Source organism: Legionella pneumophila subsp. pascullei, assembly GCF_900637585.1.
In the GTDB taxonomy this organism is placed as follows: domain Bacteria; phylum Pseudomonadota; class Gammaproteobacteria; order Legionellales; family Legionellaceae; genus Legionella; species Legionella pascullei.
The window spans coordinates 2,789,855-2,812,167 of record NZ_LR134380.1 but is presented as its reverse complement, the minus strand read 5'-3'; the positions used below and the strand labels follow the sequence as shown (position 1 = coordinate 2,812,167).

The window sequence follows — 22,313 nt, the reverse complement described above, 5'->3', positions numbered from 1 at the left end:
TGATTTGCCAATTGGAAAGATTCTTTGTTCTTATATCCAGTTTATTATGCTCAAATGTATTTATTTGGCATAGGATGAATTTAAGTCACCCTATGCCAAAAAGAGAAGATTATCCATAAACTAATGTTTCGGAGTGAGTAGAAGAAATCGCTTTTTCCAACTCGTCCAATTTTTTCCCACTATTGGTTTGGCTGAAAAAGGTGTAATTGCCCGTTGTTGCTCTGTTAATCAAAATAGCGGCGAGGTAACCGATTCCAAGCAAGAATACCCCTAAAGTGACATTGGCTAACAGGTACTTCCATTCTTCACGATGTTGATTTAGCGTTTCCTTCGAGTTTTCAATATGCCGTTTGGCATTTATTTTGAATGAGTTTAAGGCACTTTTTTCGTCTGACTCACTATTATCGAGATAATTTTTAATCTCTAAACGAAGTTGTGTTGCGAGTGTCTTTGCAGCTGTAAATGCTTTTGTTTCCTTTCTTTCTTCTAATTCATTAGCCTTTTGTTCAATTTGTTGTATTTGCCAATAGATAGAGGACACTCTTTCCATTCGCGCAAAGTAAATTCCTTTTTTCTGTTGTAAAGCTTCCTGATAGCGTTTTTCAGCTTCCTTACTCTGGGCAATGACAGATTGTAATTGATTTATATTTAATTTTTGTTCTTTAATTTCTTTTTGTAAACGATCAATTTCCTCTTGCAGATTTTTTTGAGCTAATTGCATTTCCTCATTTTGTTTAAGCGAAGAATCTTTTTTAATGAGTTCTTCTCTCAATTTTCTAATGGTTTGTTCTTGTTCACTTGAAGATTGATGCAATTGTTCCAATTGAATATTTAATTCAGTCAATTTTTTCTTAAGATCTTCAACTGTATTTTTGTTATGTAAATTTTCCTTGCTCAAACTGTGTTTTTGCTTTCCAATCTCTTGATTTTCAGATAGAAGTTCCTGAATTTTTACTTTCAATTCTTCTAATTGTCTTTTTTGTTCCTCTGTGTGTTCTTGGAGGGTCATAATTTGTTTAGATTGCTGGCTTATCAAAGAGGAGCCTTTTTCTTTCTCCTGAATGACTTCTTCCAGTTGTTGTAATTGCAATTTTAAATTGTTTACTTGCTCCCTAAGAGAAGCTATGGTTCGTTTAGCAGAAGTTTTCTCATGCTCACTTTGCTCAACTCTTTTTTCTTTTTCTTGTAATTGCTTCTCAAATTCCCTGATTTGTAATTGTTTCCCTTCAAGTTGCTCGCTAAGAGAATGAACTTGTTTTGTCAATTTAAGTTGATTTTCTTCGGTTTTTCGAGTTAATTCATGCATTTCTTTTCGAAGCGATTCAAGAGCAGAAACGGCCAATGATTTTTCTTTAGTGATCCTTTCAATGGTTTCTTCATGGTTTGTATTGCTTTTCTTTTGTTTTTGTAGCTCTTCTTTCAATCCATCTGCAAGTAATGTTTGCTCTTGAATTTGTTCTCTTAAAGATTTTAACTGCAATTGTAATGCTTCTTGTTTTTGCAGTTCTAATTTAAGCTGATTAAGCTCTGAGGTCAGAGACTCAATAGTAGACTTATCCAGAGATTTTTCATGCTGACTTTGTTTGATGGCCTTTTTCAGAGTAAGATTTTCCTTTTCTTTCTCTGACAATTGCTTTTCTAACTGTTGTACTTGTAATTGTTTTTCTTCCAGCGTTTTATTAAGAGAGTTTTCTTTTTTTGTCAATTCATACAGTTCTTTTCGCAGCGACTCAAGAGAAGAATCAGCCAATGATTTTTCTTTGGTGATTCTTTGAATGGTTTCTTCCTGGTGTAAGTTGCTTTTCTTTTGCAGTTGTAACTCCTCCCCTAAGCGCTTGGATAGAGTCGTTTGTTCTTGTATTTTCTCTTTGAGCTCTTTTAACTGGAGCTGTAATGTTTCTTGTTCTTGCAGTTGTAATTTAAGCTGATTAAGTTCTGAAGTCAGAGAGCGAATAATGGATTGAGCGGAGGACTTCTCGTGTTCACTTTGCTCAGCCATTTTCTCCATTATCTGATATTTTTCTTTTATTTTACTTAAAGTCGCTTCTAATTCCTCAAATTCAATCGTTTGTTTTTTTATTCTTGATTGAAGGGAAATGACTATCTTTTGCAGCTCATCAATTTGCCTAGCAGTTTTTTTAGCAGAAATCTGTAATAATTGATGCCATTCACGGATTTTAGCGATTTTACCGGCGAGATCGTCAGAGCGGCCTTTAAATACGCCACTTTCAAAAGCAGAGTTAATACGTTTCACAAACTTTTTATTACTGAGAATTCTTTCAATTAAAGGCGACGGATGGGAGCTATTTAACTCTTCCAGACAAATCGTTGCAAGTTGAAATCCGTTCATTCTAGCTAATGCTTTTTCATCAATGGGATAAAAAAACTCACTTTCTTTATTGGGCAAGGGTTCCACAAAAGAAGGTGTTTTTAGTGATTCTTTTAAATCAATTTCTGCGAGTTGAAAAGCAATGAATTGTTCTTTCAAAGCCTTTAAATTCTCTGACACTGCTTCATCCATTCCGAATGCCTGAGCTTGTTTGATTATTTTTAGTGTGTTAATAATGCCATGACCTAAAGTCAGTAAGGTTTGGATTTTAACCCAGGCAGAGTCTTTATGTTCCTTGCAATAGAGTTGGCATGGTCCTTCAAAAGCAGCAAAACGAGATAAATTTAAAGTATTAGGGTCCACTGAAAATAAGCGGCGCAATACAACACTTTCCTTGTAGTAAGGAACAAAGGCATGTCCATGAATCGCTTCACCACCACTATTATCGTAGGGGGTAAATAGATTATGTGTGCTTGTGTCTATCCTTTCTTTTGCCCAGACATTATTTGCTTCACACGTGATGGCTAGTTCATCAACGTAAAGATTAAATTGTTTGACTAATTCCAGTAAGTTGATTGGATTGCTATCAAACGAAAATTTTTCAATGTCCAAAGTTTTAAAGAGCTCTGCCCATTGATTTATGGTTTCTGAAAAAGAGGTCGAAGGGGGCATATGAAGCGTCAAGGGTTTTAATTCGATAATACTTTGATACAGCCCTTCCGGATTGCTCAATGGTGACATATCCTTAAGAACGGCAATTTTTCCTAAACGATTTTCTAATAATGTGGCCATGGCAATGGCAAAATCTTTGCAATTACCCTTTGGGCCAAATGTTGCCTCTTTAAATGAATCCATACACATGTAGGCAGCAAGTTGGATTTTGGTTTTTTCTTCTATCAGATCAGCTGGAATATTTTTGAGTGCGCTAGTTACTATTTCAATAAGCAATTCAGGATTTAGTTTGGATTGCAATTGCCGGGCTTTTTCAGCCATCGCAGGGAAGAGGCCATTGATCTTCTTATAGTTCAGGAAATAATCTTTAGTCAGTGATTTATAATTAAACCAACCTCTGTTTTCATAAGCATAAAGGAGATTATCATTATTGTTTCGATGAGCGAAATAACGGAAGGCATCTCCCCAATCGATTCGGCCAAATTGTTTGCTTTTTTCTTCTCCTTCTCCTTTGAGTACAACGATATTGCCACTATGTACACTATGGGCTCCCAGCAATAGAGAAAACATAAGGGCCATAGAAAGGCCAAAATATTTATTTTGTTTTGTGATCCCAGCATAATAACCTGGCCCAAAGAAGGTTTCCTTTATCGTATTACGATCACTGCCATCACCGTAGCTCGTTCCAATGATTTTGTGTAATTCATCAAATGAAACCAGTGGCTGTATCAGGCCATAGGACTTGTCTTCAAATTGAATGACATCGGCGCAAATCAATGATGGAAAATAGCTTTCATCAATCAATCCTCGCTTCATGAACTCTTTTAATAGCAAGCCTGCAAATAATTCCGTGAATAGCTCACGAGGGTCGCCCGGTTTTTTTATAAAAAATTTCCGGCCATCACTGTCTTTGTAAAAACCATCGACATCACTTTTATTTTTACCACCTGTTTTTTCTTTAAATCGAACTATTTCTTTACCTTGATAAGTTAACATAATGACTCTGACCTAAAACAACACTTTGTGCAATTATAACCACCAAGTATTAACTAAACCTTAAGAAAACCTTAAGGACTCATCTGCTAATTTTTTTCTGCTTTGGCCGGTATTGCTCACTGATTCTTGTTTTAACAGGTGTTTTTTTACGGTTCATTAGACAATAAAGACCAACAGAGCTTAAATAGGGGAATCCAAAGAGAAATACTATGTGTTTTATCGTTCCGGCTAGGGTGATATCAGAAATTAATCCTATTACAAAAATAAATTGCAACGAACGATTTTTTATAAAATCTGTATTAAAAGGTTGGAGCATTTTTAATCCATTAAATCAGATGATGTGAGCCAGAACTAGTTACATACCCATTTGTTCTCAGCAAAAATGGAATACACTTCATTATCCCCGATGACAATGTGATCAAGTAAGCGGGTATCAATGAGATCCAAAGCATTTCGAATGCGTTCTGTAATGGCAAAATCTTGCTCGCTTGCATCAGACAAACCCGAGGGATGGTTATGTGCCAGAATTAAAGCGGCAGCATTTAATTGCAGTACACGTTCTACAATAGGCCTGGGATGGACTGTTGCTGTGTTGATGGTTCCAGAGAATAATTCTTCATAAGCAATAATTCGATGTTGGTTATCCAGAAAGAGCGCGGCAAAGGTTTCATTTTTATAGTCTCGCAATCGCTTTTTTAAAAAAGCATAAGTTTGCTGCGTGTTAGATAAGCGGATTTCTTTTTGCAGGTGAATGAAATCACTTCGATGACATATTTCTTTCGCAGCCTGAAGTTGCGCATAGCGAACTTCTCCTAATCCCTGGATTGATTTAAAATTTCGCAGATCAGTATTGAGGATATTACGTAAATTACCTAAGTGTTTAGTGAGCTCGTAGGCTAATTGCAAACAGGATTTTTTACTGTTACCGGAACTGATAAAAACGGCTAAGAGTTCGACATCAGAGAGGCTTTTTACTCCATTAATAAGTAATTTTTCGCGCAAGTCAAGTTGCTGCGCTGTTTGGGCAAACATCATTTTGTATTCCTTTTATATTCCTTTATCGCGAAGTTTGTGCTTTGATCGGCATTATTCTTATCAAAAATGGTGAGCCATGCAAGATTTTATCAATAAAAAAATTCTACTTGGTGTTTGTGGCGGCATTGCTGCTTATAAATCCGCTCATCTGGTTAGAGAATTAACTCGTTTAGGGGCCGATGTGAAGGTTGTAATGACTCATTCAGCTCAACAGTTCATTAATCCTTTATTGATGCAGGCACTATCAGGCAATGAAGTGAGGATCGATTTATTCGATACTCAAGCCGAACGAGCTATGGGACATATTGAATTGGCCAGATGGGCTGATTATTTGCTAATTGCTCCTGCTTCCGCAAATTGTCTCGCCAAAATGGCTCAAGGTATTGCTGATGATTTGCTTTCAACATTATATCTTGTTGCTGAAACACCAGTGATTGTTTGTCCTGCTATGAACAGAAGCATGTGGGCACATCCAGCAACTAAGGCAAATTGTGAATTATTAAAAGAACGGAGTGTGATTTTTGTCGGGCCTGAGGAAGGCCCTCAGGCTTGCGGGGAACATGGATTGGGAAGAGTCAGTGAAGCAGATCAAATTGTGAGTACCTTGCGATTACTGGATGTGAATCAACTATTGCATGGCAAAAGAATTGTGATTACTGCGGGTCCTACTCGCGAGTCAATTGATCCGGTTCGCTATTTAAGCAATTACAGCTCAGGAAAGATGGGTTTTGCAATGGCAGAAGCCGCCGTTATGGCAGGGGCACAAGTTACATTAATTAGTGGTCCTTGTAATTTACAAACGTTTTCGGATATCGAGTTAATAAGAGTCGAATCGGCGCAATCTATGTTAGAAGAAGTGAACAAGCATTTACAACAAGGGGATTTATTTATTGGAACAGCAGCTGTATCGGATTATAGAGTGCTGAACCCTGCCTCGGAAAAAATGAAAAAAAATGAGAATTCTGAATTAACTCTTAAGCTTGTTAGAAATACCGATATTCTTTCTGAAGTGGCTAAAAGTGGTAAAGCTTCCTTTGTTGTTGGGTTTGCCGCTGAAACAACGGATGTCATTTCCTATGCAAAAGAAAAAATGGAAAATAAAAAACTAGATATGATCGTCGCCAATCAGGTAGGCAAGGGGATGGGATTTGATAGTGATGTAAATCAAGTAACAGTGATTACAAAAAAGAAACAAATAGAGCTGCCATTAACCCATAAAACACGCCTGGCGGGCCAAATTATTGCAATCCTTGCAGCAAGTCTGCAAAATTAGGCGCAATAAAACTATTGAGAATTATTATGCATCAAGTTATTCAGTTAAAAATTCTGGATTCAAGGATAGGTGATACCATTCCATTACCTGCTTATGCCACTGATGGATCCGCCGGACTGGATTTAAGGGTCTGTATCTCAGAACCTATGCAAATTGCGCCTCAGCAAACTGTATTGCTACCCACAGGCATTTCTATTTACATTGCCGATCCAAAGTTGGCAGCAGTGATTTTACCAAGATCCGGTTTAGGCCATAAAAATGGTATTGTTTTAGGTAACCTTGTGGGACTAATTGACTCGGACTATCAGGGTGAATTAAAAATTTCTTGTTGGAACAGGGGCCAGGAACATTTTACTGTTAATCCTGGTGATCGAATTGCTCAATTAGTTTTTATTCCAGTGGTACAGGTTACTTTTGAAGTGGTCAATCAATTTACAGAAAGCTCCAGAGGAGAAGGTGGTTTTGGCAGCTCCGGGAGATATTAAATGAGTTATCAACAAAAACAAATTCCTCGCTCTGTTTTTCGTGCCTATGATATAAGAGGGATTATCGGTAAAGAATTGGATGAAAGTTCCTTTTATTGCATTGGCTTGGCCATTGCGTGTTATTTGCAGAAATTAAATCGTCAACAAATATTTGTAGCTCGCGATGGACGCCTGACTAGCTTTGCATTGGCTATGGCCTTAAAAAAAGGTTTATTAGATGGTGGAATAGACATCATTGATCTTGGGGCTGTTGCTACACCGGTCATGTATTATGCTACCCATACTCAAGGGATTGATTCTGGATTGATGATTACCGGAAGTCATAATCCTGCTGATTATAATGGGATCAAGTTAGTATTGGCTGGAAAAACATTAACTCACGAAGAGATAGATACACTTTATGCGCTGCTTGATGACGCCACGCCGTCAGCTCGCTGTGGCGAAGAAACGAGTTTTGACGTGATAGAGGATTACATTCAGCGTATCCTAAGAGATATTCGTTTGAAACGTCCTTTAAAAGTAGTTGTTGATTGCGGAAATGGTGTGGCGGGCCCAGTTATTCCCAGAGTTATTTCGAAATTAGGCTGCGAAGTTATTCCTCTGTATTGTGAAGTTGATGGTCGATTTCCCAACCACCACCCTGATCCTTCCATAGAGGCCAATTTGGTTGATTTAAAAGCAGCTGTGGCTAATCATCAAGCCGATATTGGTTTGGGCTTTGATGGAGATGCCGACAGACTTGGCTTGGTGACTAATAAAGGCGAAGTGATTTGGCCTGATCGTTTAATGATGTTTTACTCAAGAGAGATTTTAAGTCGTCATCCGGGAGCTACTGTTGTTTTTGATGTGAAGTGCTCCAGTCATTTGGAGAAAGAAATCCAGGCTGCAGGTGGGGTCGCCAGAATGTGTCCAACTGGACATTCAATAGTAAAAGCCATCATGAAAAAAGAACAAGCCATCTTGGCTGGCGAGATGAGCGGGCATCTTTTCTTTAAAGATCGCTGGTATGGATTTGATGATGCACTATACAGTGCTTGCCGGTTGTTGGAGATTATCAGCTCTTCCCATTTGACTGTCAGTGAACAATTTGAGTTGATCCCTAACAGTGTCAATACACCTGAAATAAAAATAGCGATTACTGATGAAGAAAAATTTGATTTTATTCAGCGTTTTAGTGAGCAGGCTGATTTCCCTGAGGGCAGGATTTTGAATATTGATGGTTTGCGTGTTGAATTTCCGAATGGATGGGGGTTGTTACGCGCATCAAACACAACTCCTTGTCTGGTCGCACGTTTTGAGGCAACAGATCAAGATCATCTGGAGCAAATTCAGGATTTGTTTAAGAAACAAATTCAGCGATTGGATTCCGAGCTGGATTTGCCATTTTAGTGCTTAGAAATATGAAAAATTCAATATAGTGTTATCCTTTTCAGGGTTTGTCAGATTTGAGCAGTCCTGCTGGAAACAAAACAAGAGGTTGATTTCTGAAGGCAATATAACATGACTTCCAGCACTTGTTTGTTTTGGGTGCGGCCTGGTATTTTCTCTTGTTTTATAAGATGAAATTGGTATTTATTGATTAAACTCCCTATGTATTCGGGGTGATGGCTAAATCGAGCGCTGCTTTCTAGTTTCCATGGAATTGTTGTGCTGATTTCGGTTGTGAAAATAAAATATCCTTCTTGCTTCAGATGTTGATTGATGTAATTAAAAATATCATCCAGATTACCGAAATAGGGTAGGACATCTGCAGCGACTGCTAAATCGTAATCGTTTTTATCTTCTCTTAAAAAATTGATTAATTCCGAGCATACTAAAAGATCATAAATGTTTTTTTCTTTTGCTCGAGCTATCATTTTTTCTGCTATATCTACTCCGGTTAAGTGTTTGCTTATTTCACGGAGCACAATACCTGTCAATCCGGTACCACAGCCTAAGTCCAAAGAACGACTGGTTTGCAAAAGTTGAAGTTGATGGATGAGACGGCCAATGTGATGTGGAATCTTATAGTGTAATTCGCCCTGCATGTGTTGATCGTAATACAAGGCATAATTATTAAATAAATTTTGGGCATATTTTTCTGTAGTATTAACGCTCGTTGCGCCTGTAATGGCATTCAACATATGTTTACTGACCACATCATTGGGGTTGATTGCCAGAGCACGCTCAAGATATTCACGAGCGGTCTCACGCATCTCCATTTTTAAATAAATAGCGGCCAGATTATTCAAAGATGGAGTGTGATCACTTTGTAATATTAAAATCTGATCGAACAAAAGGGTGGCTTCATTGAGATGGCCCAACGCCATTTGAGCAACTCCGGAATTATATAAATACTCCAGATTATTAGGTTCTTTTTTAAGTAAAACATCATAATGCATGAGGGCATTTTCAAATCGGTCATGATGCATGAAGGTAGCTGCTAAATTATTGCGTGCATCAATGTCTTCATTATCCAAAGCCAATGCTTTAGTGAAATAATCAACAGCTAATTGGTTTTGCTCTCTTTTCAAAGCGATCACGCCTAAGTTAATTAAGGATTGGACATGCTCGTGATCTTGCTCTAACACTTTATGAAATGCCTGTTCTGCTTCCACGAGTAAATTGTCTTCCAAATGCAAGATACCTAAATAAAATTGGGCTTCTCTGTGGTTAGGATTTAGCGCGATCACATTATTAAATTGTGTTTTGGCAGCAGACAATTGTTGATTTTTGAGTAGTAACAAACCTAAATTAAAGTGGGCTGCACTAAAATCGGGTTCTGTATTCACTGCAATCACATAATGATGTAAGGCTTTCTGGTAATTGTTAAGCAGTGCGTAGGTGGCTGCCAGATTATTATGAGCCTGGGCATACTCAGGCTTAATCTCAATGGCTTGCTGGTAGTATTTAATCGCTTCTTCTAATTGACCGGTCTTTTTATAAGCGTTGGCAAGATTATTGAGTATGCCAACGTCATTGGGATTCATTGTTCTGGCTTGTAAAAAATACAAAATGGCATTTTCCATATCACCCAGTTGCGCATAGGTTAATCCCAGGAAATGCAGAGTTTCCGTATGTTTTGGCGATTGGGCAAGTATTTGTTCATATAAGCTAATGGCTTGAGGTAATTGGCCTTCATATTGAAGCTTATAGGCTTGTGCAAAAAGAGTATCTACTTCACTGTTCATATTAATCTGGAAGAAGGGCGCGTAATTGGTTTAAGGCTTTTGCGCGATGACTAATCCTATTTTTAATTTTAGCAGGTAATTCAGCGGCTGTGCATTGATATTCGTTGAGATAAAATACTGGATCATACCCAAAACCATTTGTTCCGGAAGGCTTCGTGCTAATGGCGCCATGAAATACTCCTGTAGCAATTAGCGGTGTTGGATCCTTGGCATGTTGCATTAGCGCTATTGCGCAATAAAAATAGGCTTGCCTTTGTTCTTGGGATAAATCGGCCATTTTCCTTAATAATTGTTGAATATTGTCTTCATCATTTGCCTTTATTCCAGCATAGCGTGCTGAATAGATGCCTGGCTCTCCATTTAAAGATGGGACTACAAGCCCCGAGTCGTCGGCTAAAGCTGGTTTATTGGTTAAGGAACTGGCATGACGGGCTTTGAGAATAGCGTTTTCTATAAAACTTAACCCGGTTTCTTCTGCATCGGATATACCCAGGTCAGCTTGAGAAATGCATATTGTGGGGGCGAGTAATTGTTCTAATTCTTTTATTTTTCCAAGGTTGCTGGTTGCCAAAATAATTTCTTTCATTCTTATTCCATGCTATTAATTCAGTATTCATTAAAAGGATAATTATGCATGAGAATTTTGGAAAAAAATATCAAGAAAACTCCCTGGTATTTAAAACCATTCTTCTGGAATCAAAAAAGAAAATACGGTCAAATACTTGAACCTGCTTTGATTTGGGCGAGAATTCCCAAGTTATTTTTAGCAGTTGCTGCTATGTATGGCGTGATAGACAGAAAAAAATCACCACTTTCCCCTATATTACGCTCTCTCATTACAGTCAGGGTTTCTCAAATTAACTGGTGCCCATTTTGTATTGATATTAATTCAGCAACTTTGATTAAAAGGGCTGGAAGTGAAGCACAGTATAATCAATTAGTGAACTGGAGGAATTCCCCTTTATTTTCACCAGAAGAAAAGGCGGCATTGGATTATGCTGAAAAAATAACTTATTCTGATCGTCATCCTGACGATGAGTGTTTCTATCAATTGAAATTGTATTATTCTGAACAGGAAATCATTGAATTGACAGCACTTATTGCATTTCAGAATATGTCAAGTAAATTTAATAGCGCTCTAGGGGTTGAAGCGCAAGGATTTTGTTCCAGACAACTGACTGGCAAAAACTGAATATTTCTGCCAGTCAGCACTTTCAATTACAAAGAGATACTTTTACCCATGGTATTATCATTGAATCGATCATGCCTTAGTTGTTGTTCTTCCGTAATAAGATCCACTACCGTGTTAAAATCCTGAGCCTCATCTTCAGTAATCTCTATTGAATCAGCTGGTTGTAAGTAATGTAATTTACTTAAATCATGTTGAATGTCTTTAATACCTTTTTGAGGGTGTTTTTCGATATAAGCATTCGATCTGGTAATATAGTCATTGACAAAACCTTGATACACTGATTGTCCATCCAACATTTCCAGCTCACACAAATCAGCAAAGTGAGCGTTGACTCTTCCAAATTTATCTACTCCAAATTTGGAAGCCAAACGTTCTTTAGCGTTTTCCTTGACTCGGACATAATGTTTCCTATCCAGCTCATCACGATCCTTTCGATACTCTTCTGGACAAGTATCTGTGATGGGAGCCCGTTTTTGAGATTTGGTTTGCCCAGTTTGTATTTCATGTTGATATTTGCTGACTTTACCTGACAATGTTGAAGATTCTAGCGTTTGATCTCCCAAGTGTTGAATATGACATTGGTAAGGATCAGCATGTCTATATTTTTTTCCTGGAGTAACATGCCAGCCGGTAAATTCTAACAATCTTTTAACAATGCTTTTTAATATATTAGGTAGCCATGGTGATTGGGTAATCATATCGCAAACAGCTGCTTTAAATGACTTGAAAACATTGTTCATGATTGCACGAACTTTGATGTCCGCCTGGTCTTCTAATTGCTTTTTTACCTCTAATGCAATGCTTGCTCCGTAGCAATCCCCCTGCAAAATAATATCGTCTGGGTGCACGCCTTGTTTAATCAGAGAAGATACTACAGAAATACCGGCATTGATTAAGTCATTCGCCTCTCTAACCTTTCCTGAACTAAGCCCTGTTCCTGGAAAATTAAAAGCATGTACTGTTGCTCCAGTTTCCTTGCAAGCTGCGCTGATATCACGAAAACAGGCTTGGTAGTAAGTATTTGCTCCAGGAAAATAGACAATGTGTTTTCCAGTGCCTGGCTTTTTAGGCTCATGAGACTCTGGTTGACATTTCATGACTTCCAACTGGCATGATTCACCAGAAACCAGCTTTGTTTTTACTTTTTTCAGACTTAAATCCAGGCCTTGAAACTCTTTATAATAGTGTGATTTTTTGTCAGTTTTTTGTTTTTCAACGAAATCTCTAAAAGGGGCTTCGTCATCGACTTCGCCCTTTTTTCCGTAGCCTTTGCTTTTATACCAATCACCGGCCCCTGCTGGAAAAAGAGAATTAGCTACAAATTGTTGTAAGCGGCTATGAAAGAAACTGTCTTTTGTAATAGTCTTGGCCATTTAATTCCCCATTGTGAGCAAAAAAAGTCAATGTATTTTTAGAACTAGCATAAATTTAGCAGAAAAAACTTAAGAGAGTATTAATAAAGTACATTTGGGTTTCCTAAAAACCAAAAACATAAATAATACTATGGTTTTTTTTAGAATTCCTACTAATGTGCTAAAATAATTTGGTTTTTATTTGTTCAATTGTTAATGTTTCTTAGCAAATTTTATGTTTATAGGTTAAAATAAAGGGATTTTTATAAAAGTTGACTCAGTCATGCCTTTTGCACATCTCTTGTTAGCTCTATTGGTTGTTTTCGTTTGGGGAATTAATTTTATTTTCGTCAAGCTTAGTCTTGAAGAATTTTCTCCACTGCTTCTTTGCGCGGCAAGATTTCTTTTAGCCAGTGTCCCTGCTGTATTTTTTATCAAACCCCCTGCTGTGCCTTTTAAGATTATTGCTGGTTATGGGTTAATCATGTTTGCCTTGCAATTTGCATTGCTTTTTATTGGTTTGCGAGTGGGTATGACTCCAGGGGTGGCTTCTTTACTCATGCAAGTGCAAGTCTTTTTCAGTATGTTTTTTGCAATAATATTTTTAGGAGAACAACCTCAAATTGGCCAGATAATAGGGGCTTTGATTTCATTTATAGGTATTGGTGTAGTGGCCTTACATTTCGACCACAATGTGTCTTTAATGGGATTTTTATGTATTCTTGCTGCAGCAGCTTCCTGGGGCGTTGGCAATCTCATTACGAAAAAAATTCATTCTGTCAATCTGATTGCTGTGATTGTTTGGAGTAGTTTTATTGCCTGCTTGCCCATGTTTATACTTTCTTTGGTTTTTGAAGGACCGGCAAGTTTTGTAACAACCTATGAACATATGACCTGGAAAGGTATTCTTTCTGTGCTTTATATTGTTTATATTTCAACTTGGGTAGGTTATGGGGTATGGAATTGGTTGATAAGCCGTTATCCTGTTGGCATGGTAGTACCTTTCACTTTATTGGTTCCGGTTGTAGGTATTTTGAGTTCTGTCTTTATTTTGGGAGAGCCATTTTATCTTTGGAAGCTGGTTGCCGGATTACTGGTGATTAGTGGGCTTTGTATTAATTTATTGACTACTCGTCTGTTTGTTGCAAAAACGCAACAACCTGAGACCGCCTAGTTATTCCGAATTGATTCTATATATCCTTTAATATCGATTTACCAGATAATTATTCTGGTTATTACTACAAAAAGGATAGGGGTAATAATATATTCAGGACTTACGCCCCCCCCAATCTCTTTGTTAAAAAATGTTTTTAATTCGGTCATTTAGTTTATCTAAACTCCCTCATTAACAACATTTTTTGCCTTGATCTTAGGGTTTTTCGTAAGTCCTGATATTATAACTTTTTTTGGAATTAGAAGTTTTTAATGAGTGATCTGAAAAATATATTCTTGTGCGCTGATGATTTTGGCCTTAATCATGGTATTACCCAAGGTATTTTAAAAGTGGCTCGTTTACAGCGCTTATCCGCGGTAAGCTGTATTGTCAATGCCAGTTCTTTTGAGGCTCATGCCAAGGATCTATTGGCATTGAAAAATGAAGTTCGCTCAGGCTTGCATTTTAATCTCACAGAAGGTTATTTTCTGTCTCTTCCCGAAAAACGTTGTTTCGGTTTAAAAGAATTACTCATTAGGTCGCATTTAGGTATCTTGAATTCAAGATTAATTTCTGATGAATTGAATACTCAATTGGATCATTTCATAAACGTTATGGGAGAGTTGCCAGATTTTATAGATGGTCATCAGCATATTCATCAGTTTCCTACCATTAGACGAATTATTATTGATATTTATGAGCAGCGATTAAAGGGAAAGAGCATTTTTATTCGTTCCACTTACCCTTCTGTTAACATGCCACGATATCAGGCAAAATCAAAAATTCTGGGAATAACTGGTGGTAAAACTTTCAGTAGCCAGTTAAAGAAAACAAATATCCCTCATAATCCTTGTTTTGCGGGAATTTACGATTTTTCTGACCGAACGAACTACAGATCCTTATTCCGGCAATGGTTAGACAACGTTCCGACAAATACCTTAATCATGTGTCATCCTGGTGAAGGTGATTGGAATAGTGACATTATTGCAGCAGCACGAGCCAGAGAGCTAAATTATTTTTTGAGTGATGGATTTATACAAGATTGTAAGGAATACAAAGTCCATTTAACAACAGGCTCAAATAAATTAATCGATGGGATAATTTAAGTACGATGATCATCAAAGCTGGATTCTTCATCGATAATGTAGTGAGGTCTGTGTTTCACTTCATCAAAAACACGGCCTATGTATTCTCCAACTACACCGATAGCAAATAATTGCAATCCGCCAAAAAAGCTAATTGCAGTGACTATTGTTGCCCAGCCAGGGGTTTCAATGCCAAAGATTAGTGTGCTTAATACAATCCAGGCGGCATAAATAAGGGCCAGGGCAGCTACCCCCATCCCTCCCAGGGAAATCATTCTTAGAGGAAAAGCAGTAAACGATGTTATGCCAGTAATTGCCAAATCCAGTAAAGAATAAAAACTCCATTGTGAACTACCCGATTTACGGGGGCACACATTAAATGGCACGGCTATTTGTTTAAAACCGACCCAGCTGTATAAGCCTTTCATGAAGCGATTACGTTCAGGAAGTGTTTGTAGCGCATCGACAATTTTTCTATCGAGCAATCTAAAGTCACCTGCATTTGCCGGGATATTAATACGGTTTATTTTGGACGTGAGATGATAAAACGTTTTGGCGCAAACTCGTTTCAGCCACGATTCGTCAGAACGATTTTGTCTCACGGCATAAACCATATCATAACCGTCTTCCCATTTGGCGATAAATTCACTTAATAGTTCCAGCGGATGTTGGAAATCACTATCCAATAAGATCACAGCATCTCCACGTGCATGATCCAGTCCTGCGCTGAGTGCTTTTTCCTTGCCAAAATTTCTACTGAAACGAATGCAACGAAGAGAATATTTTTTTCTTAATGTTTGAATGATCACGAAAGTATTATCCTGACTTCCATCATCGATCAGCAGGATCTCATAAGGATAAGCTATGCTCTTAAGGGTTTTATCCAATGCGGCGATGAATTCAGCGATAAGTGCCTCTTCATTAAAAACAGGAACAACACAAGAGATGAGTTTTTCATGTTTTGCAGTGTTAGGCATAATGTGTATTAATGTACCAGATAAAAGATAGATAGCTTCATATGTTAACCTATTCTTGGAAGTTGAGTCCATTGAGGGTTATAAAAACATTGAAAGTATTGGTATATTATTCCCAGTCTTTAACAATAATAATGGCTCCGTACTAATGAAAGATTCAGATTGGTTTTTGATTTCAGCTGCCCTTTTGCTTGGAATACGTCATGGTTTTGACTTGGATCATTTGGCAACCATTGATGCGATAACTCGCTCCGTTCGTAATAAGCCTTCTTTGTCGCGTATGGTTGGATTTTTGTTTTCATTAGGCCATGGTTTGGTTGTGATTATTGTGAGTTTAATAATCGGTGGGGGAATTATTTCATCGAGTACTCCTGAATGGTTAAATGGAGTGGGGAATATTGTCTCGATTACGTGTTTGTTTTTATTTGGTTTTTTAACGTTATGGAATACAGTGAATTATTCCTCTCCTGCCACTATCCCAACCAACTTTAGAAACTATTTATCTCAAAAGTTTGTCCATCACAATATACATCCTCTTTTGATTCTTTTTATCGGTGCGTTGTTTGCCTTATCTTTTGATACGATTAGTCAAATTGTATTGTTTTCACTTTCTGCCAGTGCTTTATCAGGTTTTCTATTCTCTGGGTTATTAGGTTTTATTTTTATGATGGGTATGATGATGTCAGATGGATTAAATGGAGTTTTTGTAGCAAGTTTGATTCGGCGTGCCGATGGAGTATCGTTATTTTTCTCAAGATTAATAGGGTTTGGCATTGCCTTTTTTAGTATAGGTATTGCTATAATCAATTGCTGCGAATTGCTTTAAATAGGCTAAAGATGCACGAATTATGGTTGTGTAAGAGTATCGTTGAAATTATCAAGCAAGAAGCTGCTGGTAAGAAATGTCGAAAGGTAAAGAAAGTAGTACTGGAAATAGGGCAGTTAGTAGCAGTGGATAAGCACGCTTTGAATTTTAGCTTTAAAGTGATAACTCAAGGCACGATTGCACAAAATGCAGAATTATCGATTGTAGAAATCCCCGGTGAAGCAATATGCAATTCTTGTCAACAAACTGTACCGATGAAACAGTATTATGATGAGTGCCTGATTTGCGGCAATCATTCCTTAACACTGACCAAAGGTGAAGAATTAAAAGTGAAATCAATGGTGATAGAATAATGTGCGGAATATGTGGATGTTCAGTAGAAGAAGATCAAATGATGGATAATGAGCATCATGGTACTCACCATGCTTATTCTGTGCCCCATGAACATTCAGTTGATATCGAGCAGAATATTTTAGCGCAAAACAATGAATTTGCTGCTCATAACCGGGATTACTTTCTTAAGCATAAAATTTTGGCCTTGAATTTGATGTCAAGCCCGGGATCCGGGAAGACAACATTACTGTCCAAAACCATTTCTGATCTTGGCAAAGAAATTGATATTACAGTCATAGTAGGTGATCAAGAAACGAATTGTGACGCTCAAATGCTAAAATCCAGTGGAGGGGATGCCTGGCAAATTAATACTGGAAAAGTATGTCATTTGGATGCCCATATGGTCAGTCATGCCATACAAGATCTTTTCCTAAAAAAACAATCTCTTTTATTTATCGAAAATGTGGGTAATCTCGTTTGCCCGGCTTCATTTCATTTGGGCGAGCAATTCAGAATAGTGATTCTTTCTGTTACGGAAGGCGAGAATAAACCACTCAAGTACCCTGATATGTTTCATTCCGCAGATTTGCTCTTGATAACCAAAGCAGATCTATTACCCTATGTGAATTTTGATTTGGATTTGTGTAAAGAATATGTTCGCCGCACTAATCCGTCCATAGGCATTATTACCCTGTCAGCAGTAAATGGTGTCGGATTGAAGGATTGGTACGATTGGTTGTTAAATTCTTTCAAGTCGAACGTCCAATCTTCTTCATAGAAAAAGTGGTAGTCAATGGCATTGGAACGGGTACAAATTAGCATTCAAGGACTAGTGCAAGGAGTTGGTTTTAGGCCGTGCGTTTATAAGCTTGCCAAACAAATGGAATTGACTGGTTTTGTACAAAATAACGCATCAGGTGTTTTGATAGAAATTCAAGGCCAATATTTATCTCAATTTATCCCGAAATTAAGAGATCAATTACCGCCTCTTGCAACAATTCATAACGTGGAGTTCATTTCACTTCCAGTTATTTCCAACGAAACAGCTTTTGAAATTCTTGATAGCCAGCAGGGTAAAGCAAATACTGCCATCACTCCGGATGTTTGCATTTGTTCTGAATGCCTCAGCGAATTATTTGACCCTCAAAGCAGATACTATCGCTATCCTTTCTTAAATTGTACTCACTGTGGCCCAAGGTTCACAATTACCAGAAATCTGCCCTATGATCGTTGTCAAACCTCAATGAGCCAGTTTCGTCTGTGTCAATGGTGTCAATCCGATTATTTAAATCCTGATAATCGTCGCTATCATGCGCAACCTACTGCCTGTGGTCATTGTGGCCCGCAACTTTCGGTGTCGGTCGATGAGATCACTCAAAGAATTGGTGAAGGAGAAATCATTGCCTTAAAAGGATTGGGTGGGTATCAATTCATTTGTGATGCTCGGAATGAAGAGACTATTTCAAAATTGCGGCTAAGAAAAAACCGTGAGACCAAACCATTCGCTTTGATGGTAGCCAATGTAAAAAGTGCAGAAAGAATCGCCGAGGTAAGCTCCCAGGCCAGATTGGTATTGGAAAGCAGGGAAAGACCGATTGTATTGTTAAGAAAAAAAGGAGCATTCTTACCTGATGGGATTGCCCCTGGATTAAATCATTTGGGTATCATGCTTCCTTCTACTCCATTACATTATTTGCTCTTTAATTCATTCCTTGGCAACCCGGATTATTGCCAATGGCTGGATGAGTACCATCCCATGGTATTGGTCGTGACCAGTGCGAATATTGGCGGTGAACCACTCATTATTGATGATAAAAAAGCTGAGCAAGGTTTACTTGCGATAGCAGATAAAATTGTTTCCCATGATCGGGAAATTATTACCCGAGCGGATGATTCCGTAGTTCATATGGTTAATGAAGCTCCTCGATTAATTCGCCGGGCACGTGGGTATGTGCCTATTCCTCTAAAATTACCTTATGAAATCCCTCCTACGTTGGCCTTAGGAGGGCATCTTAAAAATACCTTCTGCATTACTCGTGGCAATGAAGCGTTTGTTTCACAACATATTGGCAGTTTAAATAATAAAGCGACGATTGAGTATTTTCATGAGTCATTGCATCATTTATTAAAATTTCTTGCGGTGAAACCTGAAAAAATTGCCTGTGATTGGCATCCTGATTTTTATACCAGTAGACTGGCACAGGAGTATGGTTTACCTTTTTATGGGGTGCAGCACCATCATGCCCATTTGGCTTCCGTTGCAGCGGAATATGGAATTCAGGAACCTGTATTAGGATTGGTTCTGGATGGCTATGGGTTTGGTTCTAATAGTGAATCTTGGGGAGGCGAATTATTATTATTAGAGAAGGCAACATTTAAGCGTATAGGGCACTTTTTTCCTATTCTTCAACCCGGAGGAGAACTTGCTGCAAGAGAACCCTGGCGTATGGCTGCAGGCATTTTGTATACTTTAGGGAGAGGTGATGAAATTCCACAACGATTCAAAGAGCAAACGCAAGCTCCTTATTTACTTCAATTATTAGAAAAAAAAATTCATTGTCCGCTGACCACCAGTTGTGGGCGACTGTTTGATGCGGTCAGTGCTCTTTTAGGCGTTGAATCTCTTTCCCGTTTTGAAGGTCATGCAGCCATGCGCTTGGAAAGCATGGTGACTCATCCACAAATCTTAAATAAAGGCTGGGTGATAAACGATAATGTGTTTGATATGCGACCTGCTTTGCGGTTTTTAGCAAATACGAAAGAGCAGCAATTGGGAGCCAACCTGTTCCATGGTACTTTAATAGCAGGTCTTAGCGAGTGGATTACAGGAATTTGTCGAGAAAAAGGGATGCGCATGCTACTATTGAGTGGCGGTTGTTTTTTGAACCAGGTTCTTGCGGAGGGTTTAGTCCATTCATTAATTAAATCAGGGATTAACCCCCTATTACCCCAATTGCTTCCCCCCAATGATGGAGGGATTGCGCTAGGTCAAGCATGGATTGTTGGAATAAAAGAATAAGGGTGGTTTATGTGCTTAGCGTTGCCGGCGCAGATTGATCAGATTTTGGAAGATAACAAGGCGGTTGTTAATTTGGGGGGGATCACCAAGGAAATTTCCACCGTTCTTTTGGATCAGGTTTCTAAAGGGGAATACGTTATCATACATGCAGGATTTGCCTTAACTAAACTGGACGAAAGCGAGGCGAACAAAACATTGAGTTTGTTTGACCAGATGCTAAAGGATGGTTTGAAGTGAAATACATAGAAGAATTTCGTAACGGTGCTTACGCACAAGCCATTGTCAATGAAATTATTGCGACAGCAGATCCGCAAAGACATTATCAATTTATGGAGTTTTGCGGTGGCCACACGCATGCAATTCATCGTTATGGGATTCCAAGTTTGCTTCCAAATAATGTTGAAATGATTCATGGCCCCGGTTGCCCTGTTTGCGTTTTGCCTATTGCGAGAATTGATAAGGCTATTACGCTGGCCTCAATGCCTCAAGTGATACTGTGCAGCTATGCTGATATGCTGCGAGTTCCGGGTACTGGACAAAAAAGTTTGTTAACTGCCAAAGCAGGTGGTGCTGATGTCAGGATGATATATTCTGCGAATGATGCATTAAAAATCGCTCAGGAAAACCCTGATAAAGACATTGTATTTTTTGCTATAGGCTTTGAAACAACAACCCCTCCTACTGCTTTTGTCATCAAACAAGCGAAAAAATTAAACATCACCAATTTCAGTGTATTTTGCAATCATGTATTAACCCCCATTGCTATGGAAAGTTTGTTACAGACCAATGAAGTAGCCCTGGATGGGTTTGTTGGCCCAGCTCATGTCAGTATCGTGATAGGAAGCTATCCTTATGAGCAAGTTTGTAAAAAATACCAAAAGCCGATAGTGATATCAGGGTTTGAACCCTTGGATGTGTTGCATTCTATTCTCATGTTAATTCAACAATTGAATGAGGGGCGGTGTGAAGTGGAAATTCAATACACTCGTGCGGTAAATCGTACGGGTAATCTTTTGTCGCAACACATCATGGCTGAAATCCTGGAAATACGCGATCGTTTTGAATGGCGTGGTTTGGGTTTTATTCCAGCCAGCGCGTTAAAAATCAAAGAGTCTTTTTCTGAATTTGATGCCGAGCAGCGTTTTGAATTACCTGATAGTGCAGCGGAAGAGCATAAGCAGTGTCTTTGTGGTGAGGTATTAAGAGGAGTAAAGAAGCCAACTGATTGTAAATTGTTTGCCAAGGCTTGCTTGCCAGAAAATCCTTTAGGATCCTGTATGGTTTCATCAGAAGGAGCTTGCGCTGCTGTTTATGCTTATGGGCGGGTGAATGCTTTATGAGTGAAATCCTGATAACTAAAAAATTAACGGGGCCAAAACTGAATTTTAAAGAAGGCACTATAAATTTGACCCATGGCAGTGGTGGCCGTGCTATGGCTCAGTTAATCGAACAATTATTTTTAACAGCGTTTGATAACGAGTGGTTGGCACAGAAAAATGATCAGGCTTGCTTTATTGTTCCTTCAGGACGTATGGTCATGGCAACCGATGCTCATGTTATTTCCCCACTTTTTTTTCCTGGCGGGGACATTGGTTCTTTGTCAGTGCATGGAACGGTTAATGATGTGGCTATGTCAGGGGCAAAACCTTTGTATTTGACAGCCAGCTTTATTCTTGAGGAAGGGTTTCCTCTTAACGATTTGCGAAAAATCGTTTATTCGATGGCCGATGCAGCCAGGCAAGCAGCTGTTGCTATCATTGCTGGCGATACAAAAGTTGTGGAGCGAGGAAAAGGCGATGGCATTTTTATTACGACAACCGGAGTAGGTATTGTCCCTGAGGGAATTCATATTTCAGGTGATGGCGCAAAACCGGGTGACAAAATCATTGTTAGTGGTTATATAGGGGACCATGGGGTAGCTATTATGGCACATCGCAATAATCTGGAATTTCAGACCAGAGTGCAGTCTGATACCGCCCCTTTGCATGATCTTGTAGGTGAGATGGTGAAAGCTGTCCCAGAGCTTCATTGCTTACGTGATCCTACTCGTGGCGGGCTCGCAACGACACTGAATGAATTAGCCTTACAATCCAAAGTCGGGTTTGTCATTGATGAAAGTAAAATTCCAATTCGTACTGAGGTTGCCAGTGCGTGCGAATTATTAGGTCTTGATCCTCTTTATGTTGCTAATGAAGGAAAATTAATTGCGATTTGTCCTTCTGAAAAGGCAGAGAGGTTATTAACTGCAATGAAAGCACATCCTCAGGGTTTGTATGCTGAAATTATTGGTGAAGTGATTGAAGACCATCGCTGTTTTGTTCAGCTGAAAACAAAATTGGGTGGGTTGCGAATTGTGGATTGGCTGGCTGGAGAGCAATTACCCAGAATCTGTTAATCAGTAATAACGGACGACAAGAAA

20 protein-coding genes are annotated in these 22,313 nt (G+C 38.6%); 13 read left to right on the top strand and 7 right to left on the bottom strand.

Features of this window, described 5'->3' with window-relative positions; translation table 11 throughout:
* Nucleotides 1-109: 109 nt before the first annotated feature.
* The 3 genes from EL201_RS12650 to radC all read right to left on the bottom strand — a co-directional run bounded on the left by EL201_RS12650 (nt 110) and on the right by radC (nt 5,032).
* On the bottom strand, nt 110-3,997 hold the full coding sequence (locus EL201_RS12650; protein ID WP_027222594.1) for a LepB GTPase-activating domain-containing protein: 3,888 nt from the start codon (nt 3,995-3,997) through the stop codon (nt 110-112).
* A 79-nt stretch (nt 3,998-4,076) separates the two neighbouring features.
* Nucleotides 4,077-4,313: a hypothetical protein gene (locus EL201_RS12645; RefSeq protein ID WP_027222593.1), complete on the bottom strand. Its 237-nt coding sequence runs from the start codon at nt 4,311-4,313 to the stop codon at nt 4,077-4,079.
* Between the two features lie 35 nt (nt 4,314-4,348).
* The gene (gene radC / locus EL201_RS12640; RefSeq protein WP_027222592.1) at nt 4,349-5,032 is read right to left on the bottom strand and encodes a RadC family protein; all 684 of its coding nucleotides are present in this window, start codon (nt 5,030-5,032) and stop codon (nt 4,349-4,351) included.
* A 76-nt stretch (nt 5,033-5,108) separates the two neighbouring features.
* Here radC and coaBC point away from each other — a divergent pair, with 76 nt between their 5' ends.
* The 3 genes from coaBC to EL201_RS12625 are packed head-to-tail and all read left to right on the top strand — an operon-like array spanning nt 5,109 to nt 8,179.
* Nucleotides 5,109-6,305: a bifunctional phosphopantothenoylcysteine decarboxylase/phosphopantothenate--cysteine ligase CoaBC gene (gene coaBC / locus EL201_RS12635; protein WP_027222591.1), complete on the top strand. Its 1,197-nt coding sequence runs from the start codon at nt 5,109-5,111 to the stop codon at nt 6,303-6,305.
* 26 nt (nt 6,306-6,331) lie between these two features.
* Complete coding sequence (gene dut, locus EL201_RS12630) at nt 6,332-6,790, top strand: dUTP diphosphatase (RefSeq protein ID WP_027222590.1); 459 nt, start codon at nt 6,332-6,334, stop codon at nt 6,788-6,790.
* Complete coding sequence (locus EL201_RS12625; protein WP_027222589.1) at nt 6,791-8,179, top strand: phosphomannomutase/phosphoglucomutase; 1,389 nt, start codon at nt 6,791-6,793, stop codon at nt 8,177-8,179. It abuts the gene before it with no gap.
* Nucleotides 8,180-8,229: 50 nt separating this feature from the next.
* On the opposite strand, the gene EL201_RS12620 is transcribed toward EL201_RS12625, so the two are convergent.
* A complete protein-coding gene (locus EL201_RS12620; protein WP_027222588.1) occupies nt 8,230-9,960 on the bottom strand; it encodes a tetratricopeptide repeat protein in 1,731 nt (576 codons plus the stop codon).
* 1 nt (nt 9,961) lies between these two features.
* Nucleotides 9,962-10,546 (bottom strand): RdgB/HAM1 family non-canonical purine NTP pyrophosphatase, encoded by a 585-nt coding sequence (gene rdgB / locus EL201_RS12615; RefSeq protein WP_027222587.1) that lies wholly within the window; start codon nt 10,544-10,546, stop codon nt 9,962-9,964.
* Nucleotides 10,547-10,594: 48 nt separating this feature from the next.
* On the opposite strand from rdgB, the gene EL201_RS12610 reads away from it, so the two are divergent.
* The gene (locus tag EL201_RS12610; protein ID WP_027222586.1) at nt 10,595-11,152 is read left to right on the top strand and encodes a carboxymuconolactone decarboxylase family protein; all 558 of its coding nucleotides are present in this window, start codon (nt 10,595-10,597) and stop codon (nt 11,150-11,152) included.
* A 26-nt stretch (nt 11,153-11,178) separates the two neighbouring features.
* Here EL201_RS12610 and sdbB read toward each other — a convergent pair whose 3' ends face one another.
* Nucleotides 11,179-12,525, bottom strand: coding sequence for a Dot/Icm T4SS effector SdbB (gene sdbB / locus EL201_RS12605; RefSeq protein WP_027222585.1), 1,347 nt, complete (start codon nt 12,523-12,525; stop codon nt 11,179-11,181).
* 262 nt (nt 12,526-12,787) lie between these two features.
* Here sdbB and EL201_RS12600 point away from each other — a divergent pair, with 262 nt between their 5' ends.
* Both EL201_RS12600 and EL201_RS12595 read left to right on the top strand, forming a co-directional pair.
* A complete protein-coding gene (locus EL201_RS12600) occupies nt 12,788-13,678 on the top strand; it encodes an EamA family transporter (protein WP_027222584.1) in 891 nt (296 codons plus the stop codon).
* Between the two features lie 251 nt (nt 13,679-13,929).
* Nucleotides 13,930-14,763 (top strand): ChbG/HpnK family deacetylase, encoded by an 834-nt coding sequence (locus tag EL201_RS12595; RefSeq protein ID WP_027222583.1) that lies wholly within the window; start codon nt 13,930-13,932, stop codon nt 14,761-14,763.
* Here EL201_RS12595 and EL201_RS12590 read toward each other — a convergent pair.
* Nucleotides 14,760-15,719, bottom strand: a complete 960-nt coding sequence (locus EL201_RS12590; RefSeq protein WP_027222582.1) for a glycosyltransferase family 2 protein — start codon at nt 15,717-15,719, stop codon at nt 14,760-14,762. The two genes, EL201_RS12595 and EL201_RS12590, sit on opposite strands and share 4 nt — an antisense overlap.
* A gap of 145 nt (nt 15,720-15,864) precedes the next feature.
* Between EL201_RS12590 and EL201_RS12585 the strand changes: the two genes are divergently transcribed.
* Genes EL201_RS12585 through hypE form a run of 7 tightly spaced genes read left to right on the top strand, consistent with a single transcriptional unit; the run spans nt 15,865 to nt 22,289 of the window.
* Complete coding sequence (locus EL201_RS12585; protein ID WP_027222581.1) at nt 15,865-16,542, top strand: HoxN/HupN/NixA family nickel/cobalt transporter; 678 nt, start codon at nt 15,865-15,867, stop codon at nt 16,540-16,542.
* A gap of 11 nt (nt 16,543-16,553) precedes the next feature.
* Nucleotides 16,554-16,895 carry a hydrogenase maturation nickel metallochaperone HypA gene (hypA, locus tag EL201_RS12580; RefSeq protein WP_027222580.1) on the top strand — a complete coding sequence of 114 codons (342 nt, stop codon included), beginning with the start codon at nt 16,554-16,556 and terminating at the stop codon, nt 16,893-16,895.
* Nucleotides 16,895-17,653: a hydrogenase nickel incorporation protein HypB gene (gene hypB / locus EL201_RS12575; RefSeq protein WP_080273124.1), complete on the top strand. Its 759-nt coding sequence runs from the start codon at nt 16,895-16,897 to the stop codon at nt 17,651-17,653. Before hypA ends, hypB begins: the two co-directional genes overlap by 1 nt.
* A 15-nt stretch (nt 17,654-17,668) precedes the next feature.
* On the top strand, nt 17,669-19,894 hold the full coding sequence (hypF, locus tag EL201_RS12570; RefSeq protein WP_027222579.1) for a carbamoyltransferase HypF: 2,226 nt from the start codon (nt 17,669-17,671) through the stop codon (nt 19,892-19,894).
* 9 nt (nt 19,895-19,903) lie between these two features.
* A complete protein-coding gene (locus EL201_RS12565; protein ID WP_027222578.1) occupies nt 19,904-20,131 on the top strand; it encodes a HypC/HybG/HupF family hydrogenase formation chaperone in 228 nt (75 codons plus the stop codon).
* Nucleotides 20,128-21,234: a hydrogenase formation protein HypD gene (gene hypD, locus EL201_RS12560; protein ID WP_027222577.1), complete on the top strand. Its 1,107-nt coding sequence runs from the start codon at nt 20,128-20,130 to the stop codon at nt 21,232-21,234. Before EL201_RS12565 ends, hypD begins: the two co-directional genes overlap by 4 nt.
* Entirely contained in the window at nt 21,231-22,289 is a 1,059-nt protein-coding gene (hypE, locus tag EL201_RS12555; RefSeq protein ID WP_027222576.1) for a hydrogenase expression/formation protein HypE, read from the top strand. Before hypD ends, hypE begins: the two co-directional genes overlap by 4 nt.
* The last annotated feature ends 24 nt before the right edge of the window (nt 22,290-22,313 follow it).

Coding starts and splice junctions, on each gene's coding strand:
- EL201_RS12585 (WP_027222581.1), top strand. CDS start 15,865: ATGAAAGATTCAGATTGGTTTTTGATTTCAGCTGCCCTTTTGCTTGGA.
- hypA (WP_027222580.1), top strand. CDS start 16,554: ATGCACGAATTATGGTTGTGTAAGAGTATCGTTGAAATTATCAAGCAA.
- EL201_RS12620 (WP_027222588.1), bottom strand. CDS start 9,960: ATGAACAGTGAAGTAGATACTCTTTTTGCACAAGCCTATAAGCTTCAA.
- EL201_RS12645 (WP_027222593.1), bottom strand. CDS start 4,313: ATGCTCCAACCTTTTAATACAGATTTTATAAAAAATCGTTCGTTGCAA.
- sdbB (WP_027222585.1), bottom strand. CDS start 12,525: ATGGCCAAGACTATTACAAAAGACAGTTTCTTTCATAGCCGCTTACAA.
- radC (WP_027222592.1), bottom strand. CDS start 5,032: ATGATGTTTGCCCAAACAGCGCAGCAACTTGACTTGCGCGAAAAATTA.
- hypB (WP_080273124.1), top strand. CDS start 16,895: ATGTGCGGAATATGTGGATGTTCAGTAGAAGAAGATCAAATGATGGAT.
- hypE (WP_027222576.1), top strand. CDS start 21,231: ATGAGTGAAATCCTGATAACTAAAAAATTAACGGGGCCAAAACTGAAT.
- coaBC (WP_027222591.1), top strand. CDS start 5,109: ATGCAAGATTTTATCAATAAAAAAATTCTACTTGGTGTTTGTGGCGGC.
- EL201_RS12650 (WP_027222594.1), bottom strand. CDS start 3,997: ATGTTAACTTATCAAGGTAAAGAAATAGTTCGATTTAAAGAAAAAACA.
- EL201_RS12625 (WP_027222589.1), top strand. CDS start 6,791: ATGAGTTATCAACAAAAACAAATTCCTCGCTCTGTTTTTCGTGCCTAT.
- EL201_RS12590 (WP_027222582.1), bottom strand. CDS start 15,719: ATGCCTAACACTGCAAAACATGAAAAACTCATCTCTTGTGTTGTTCCT.
- EL201_RS12610 (WP_027222586.1), top strand. CDS start 10,595: ATGAGAATTTTGGAAAAAAATATCAAGAAAACTCCCTGGTATTTAAAA.
- rdgB (WP_027222587.1), bottom strand. CDS start 10,546: ATGAAAGAAATTATTTTGGCAACCAGCAACCTTGGAAAAATAAAAGAA.
- EL201_RS12600 (WP_027222584.1), top strand. CDS start 12,788: ATGCCTTTTGCACATCTCTTGTTAGCTCTATTGGTTGTTTTCGTTTGG.
- hypF (WP_027222579.1), top strand. CDS start 17,669: ATGGCATTGGAACGGGTACAAATTAGCATTCAAGGACTAGTGCAAGGA.
- EL201_RS12595 (WP_027222583.1), top strand. CDS start 13,930: ATGAGTGATCTGAAAAATATATTCTTGTGCGCTGATGATTTTGGCCTT.
- EL201_RS12565 (WP_027222578.1), top strand. CDS start 19,904: ATGTGCTTAGCGTTGCCGGCGCAGATTGATCAGATTTTGGAAGATAAC.
- dut (WP_027222590.1), top strand. CDS start 6,332: ATGCATCAAGTTATTCAGTTAAAAATTCTGGATTCAAGGATAGGTGAT.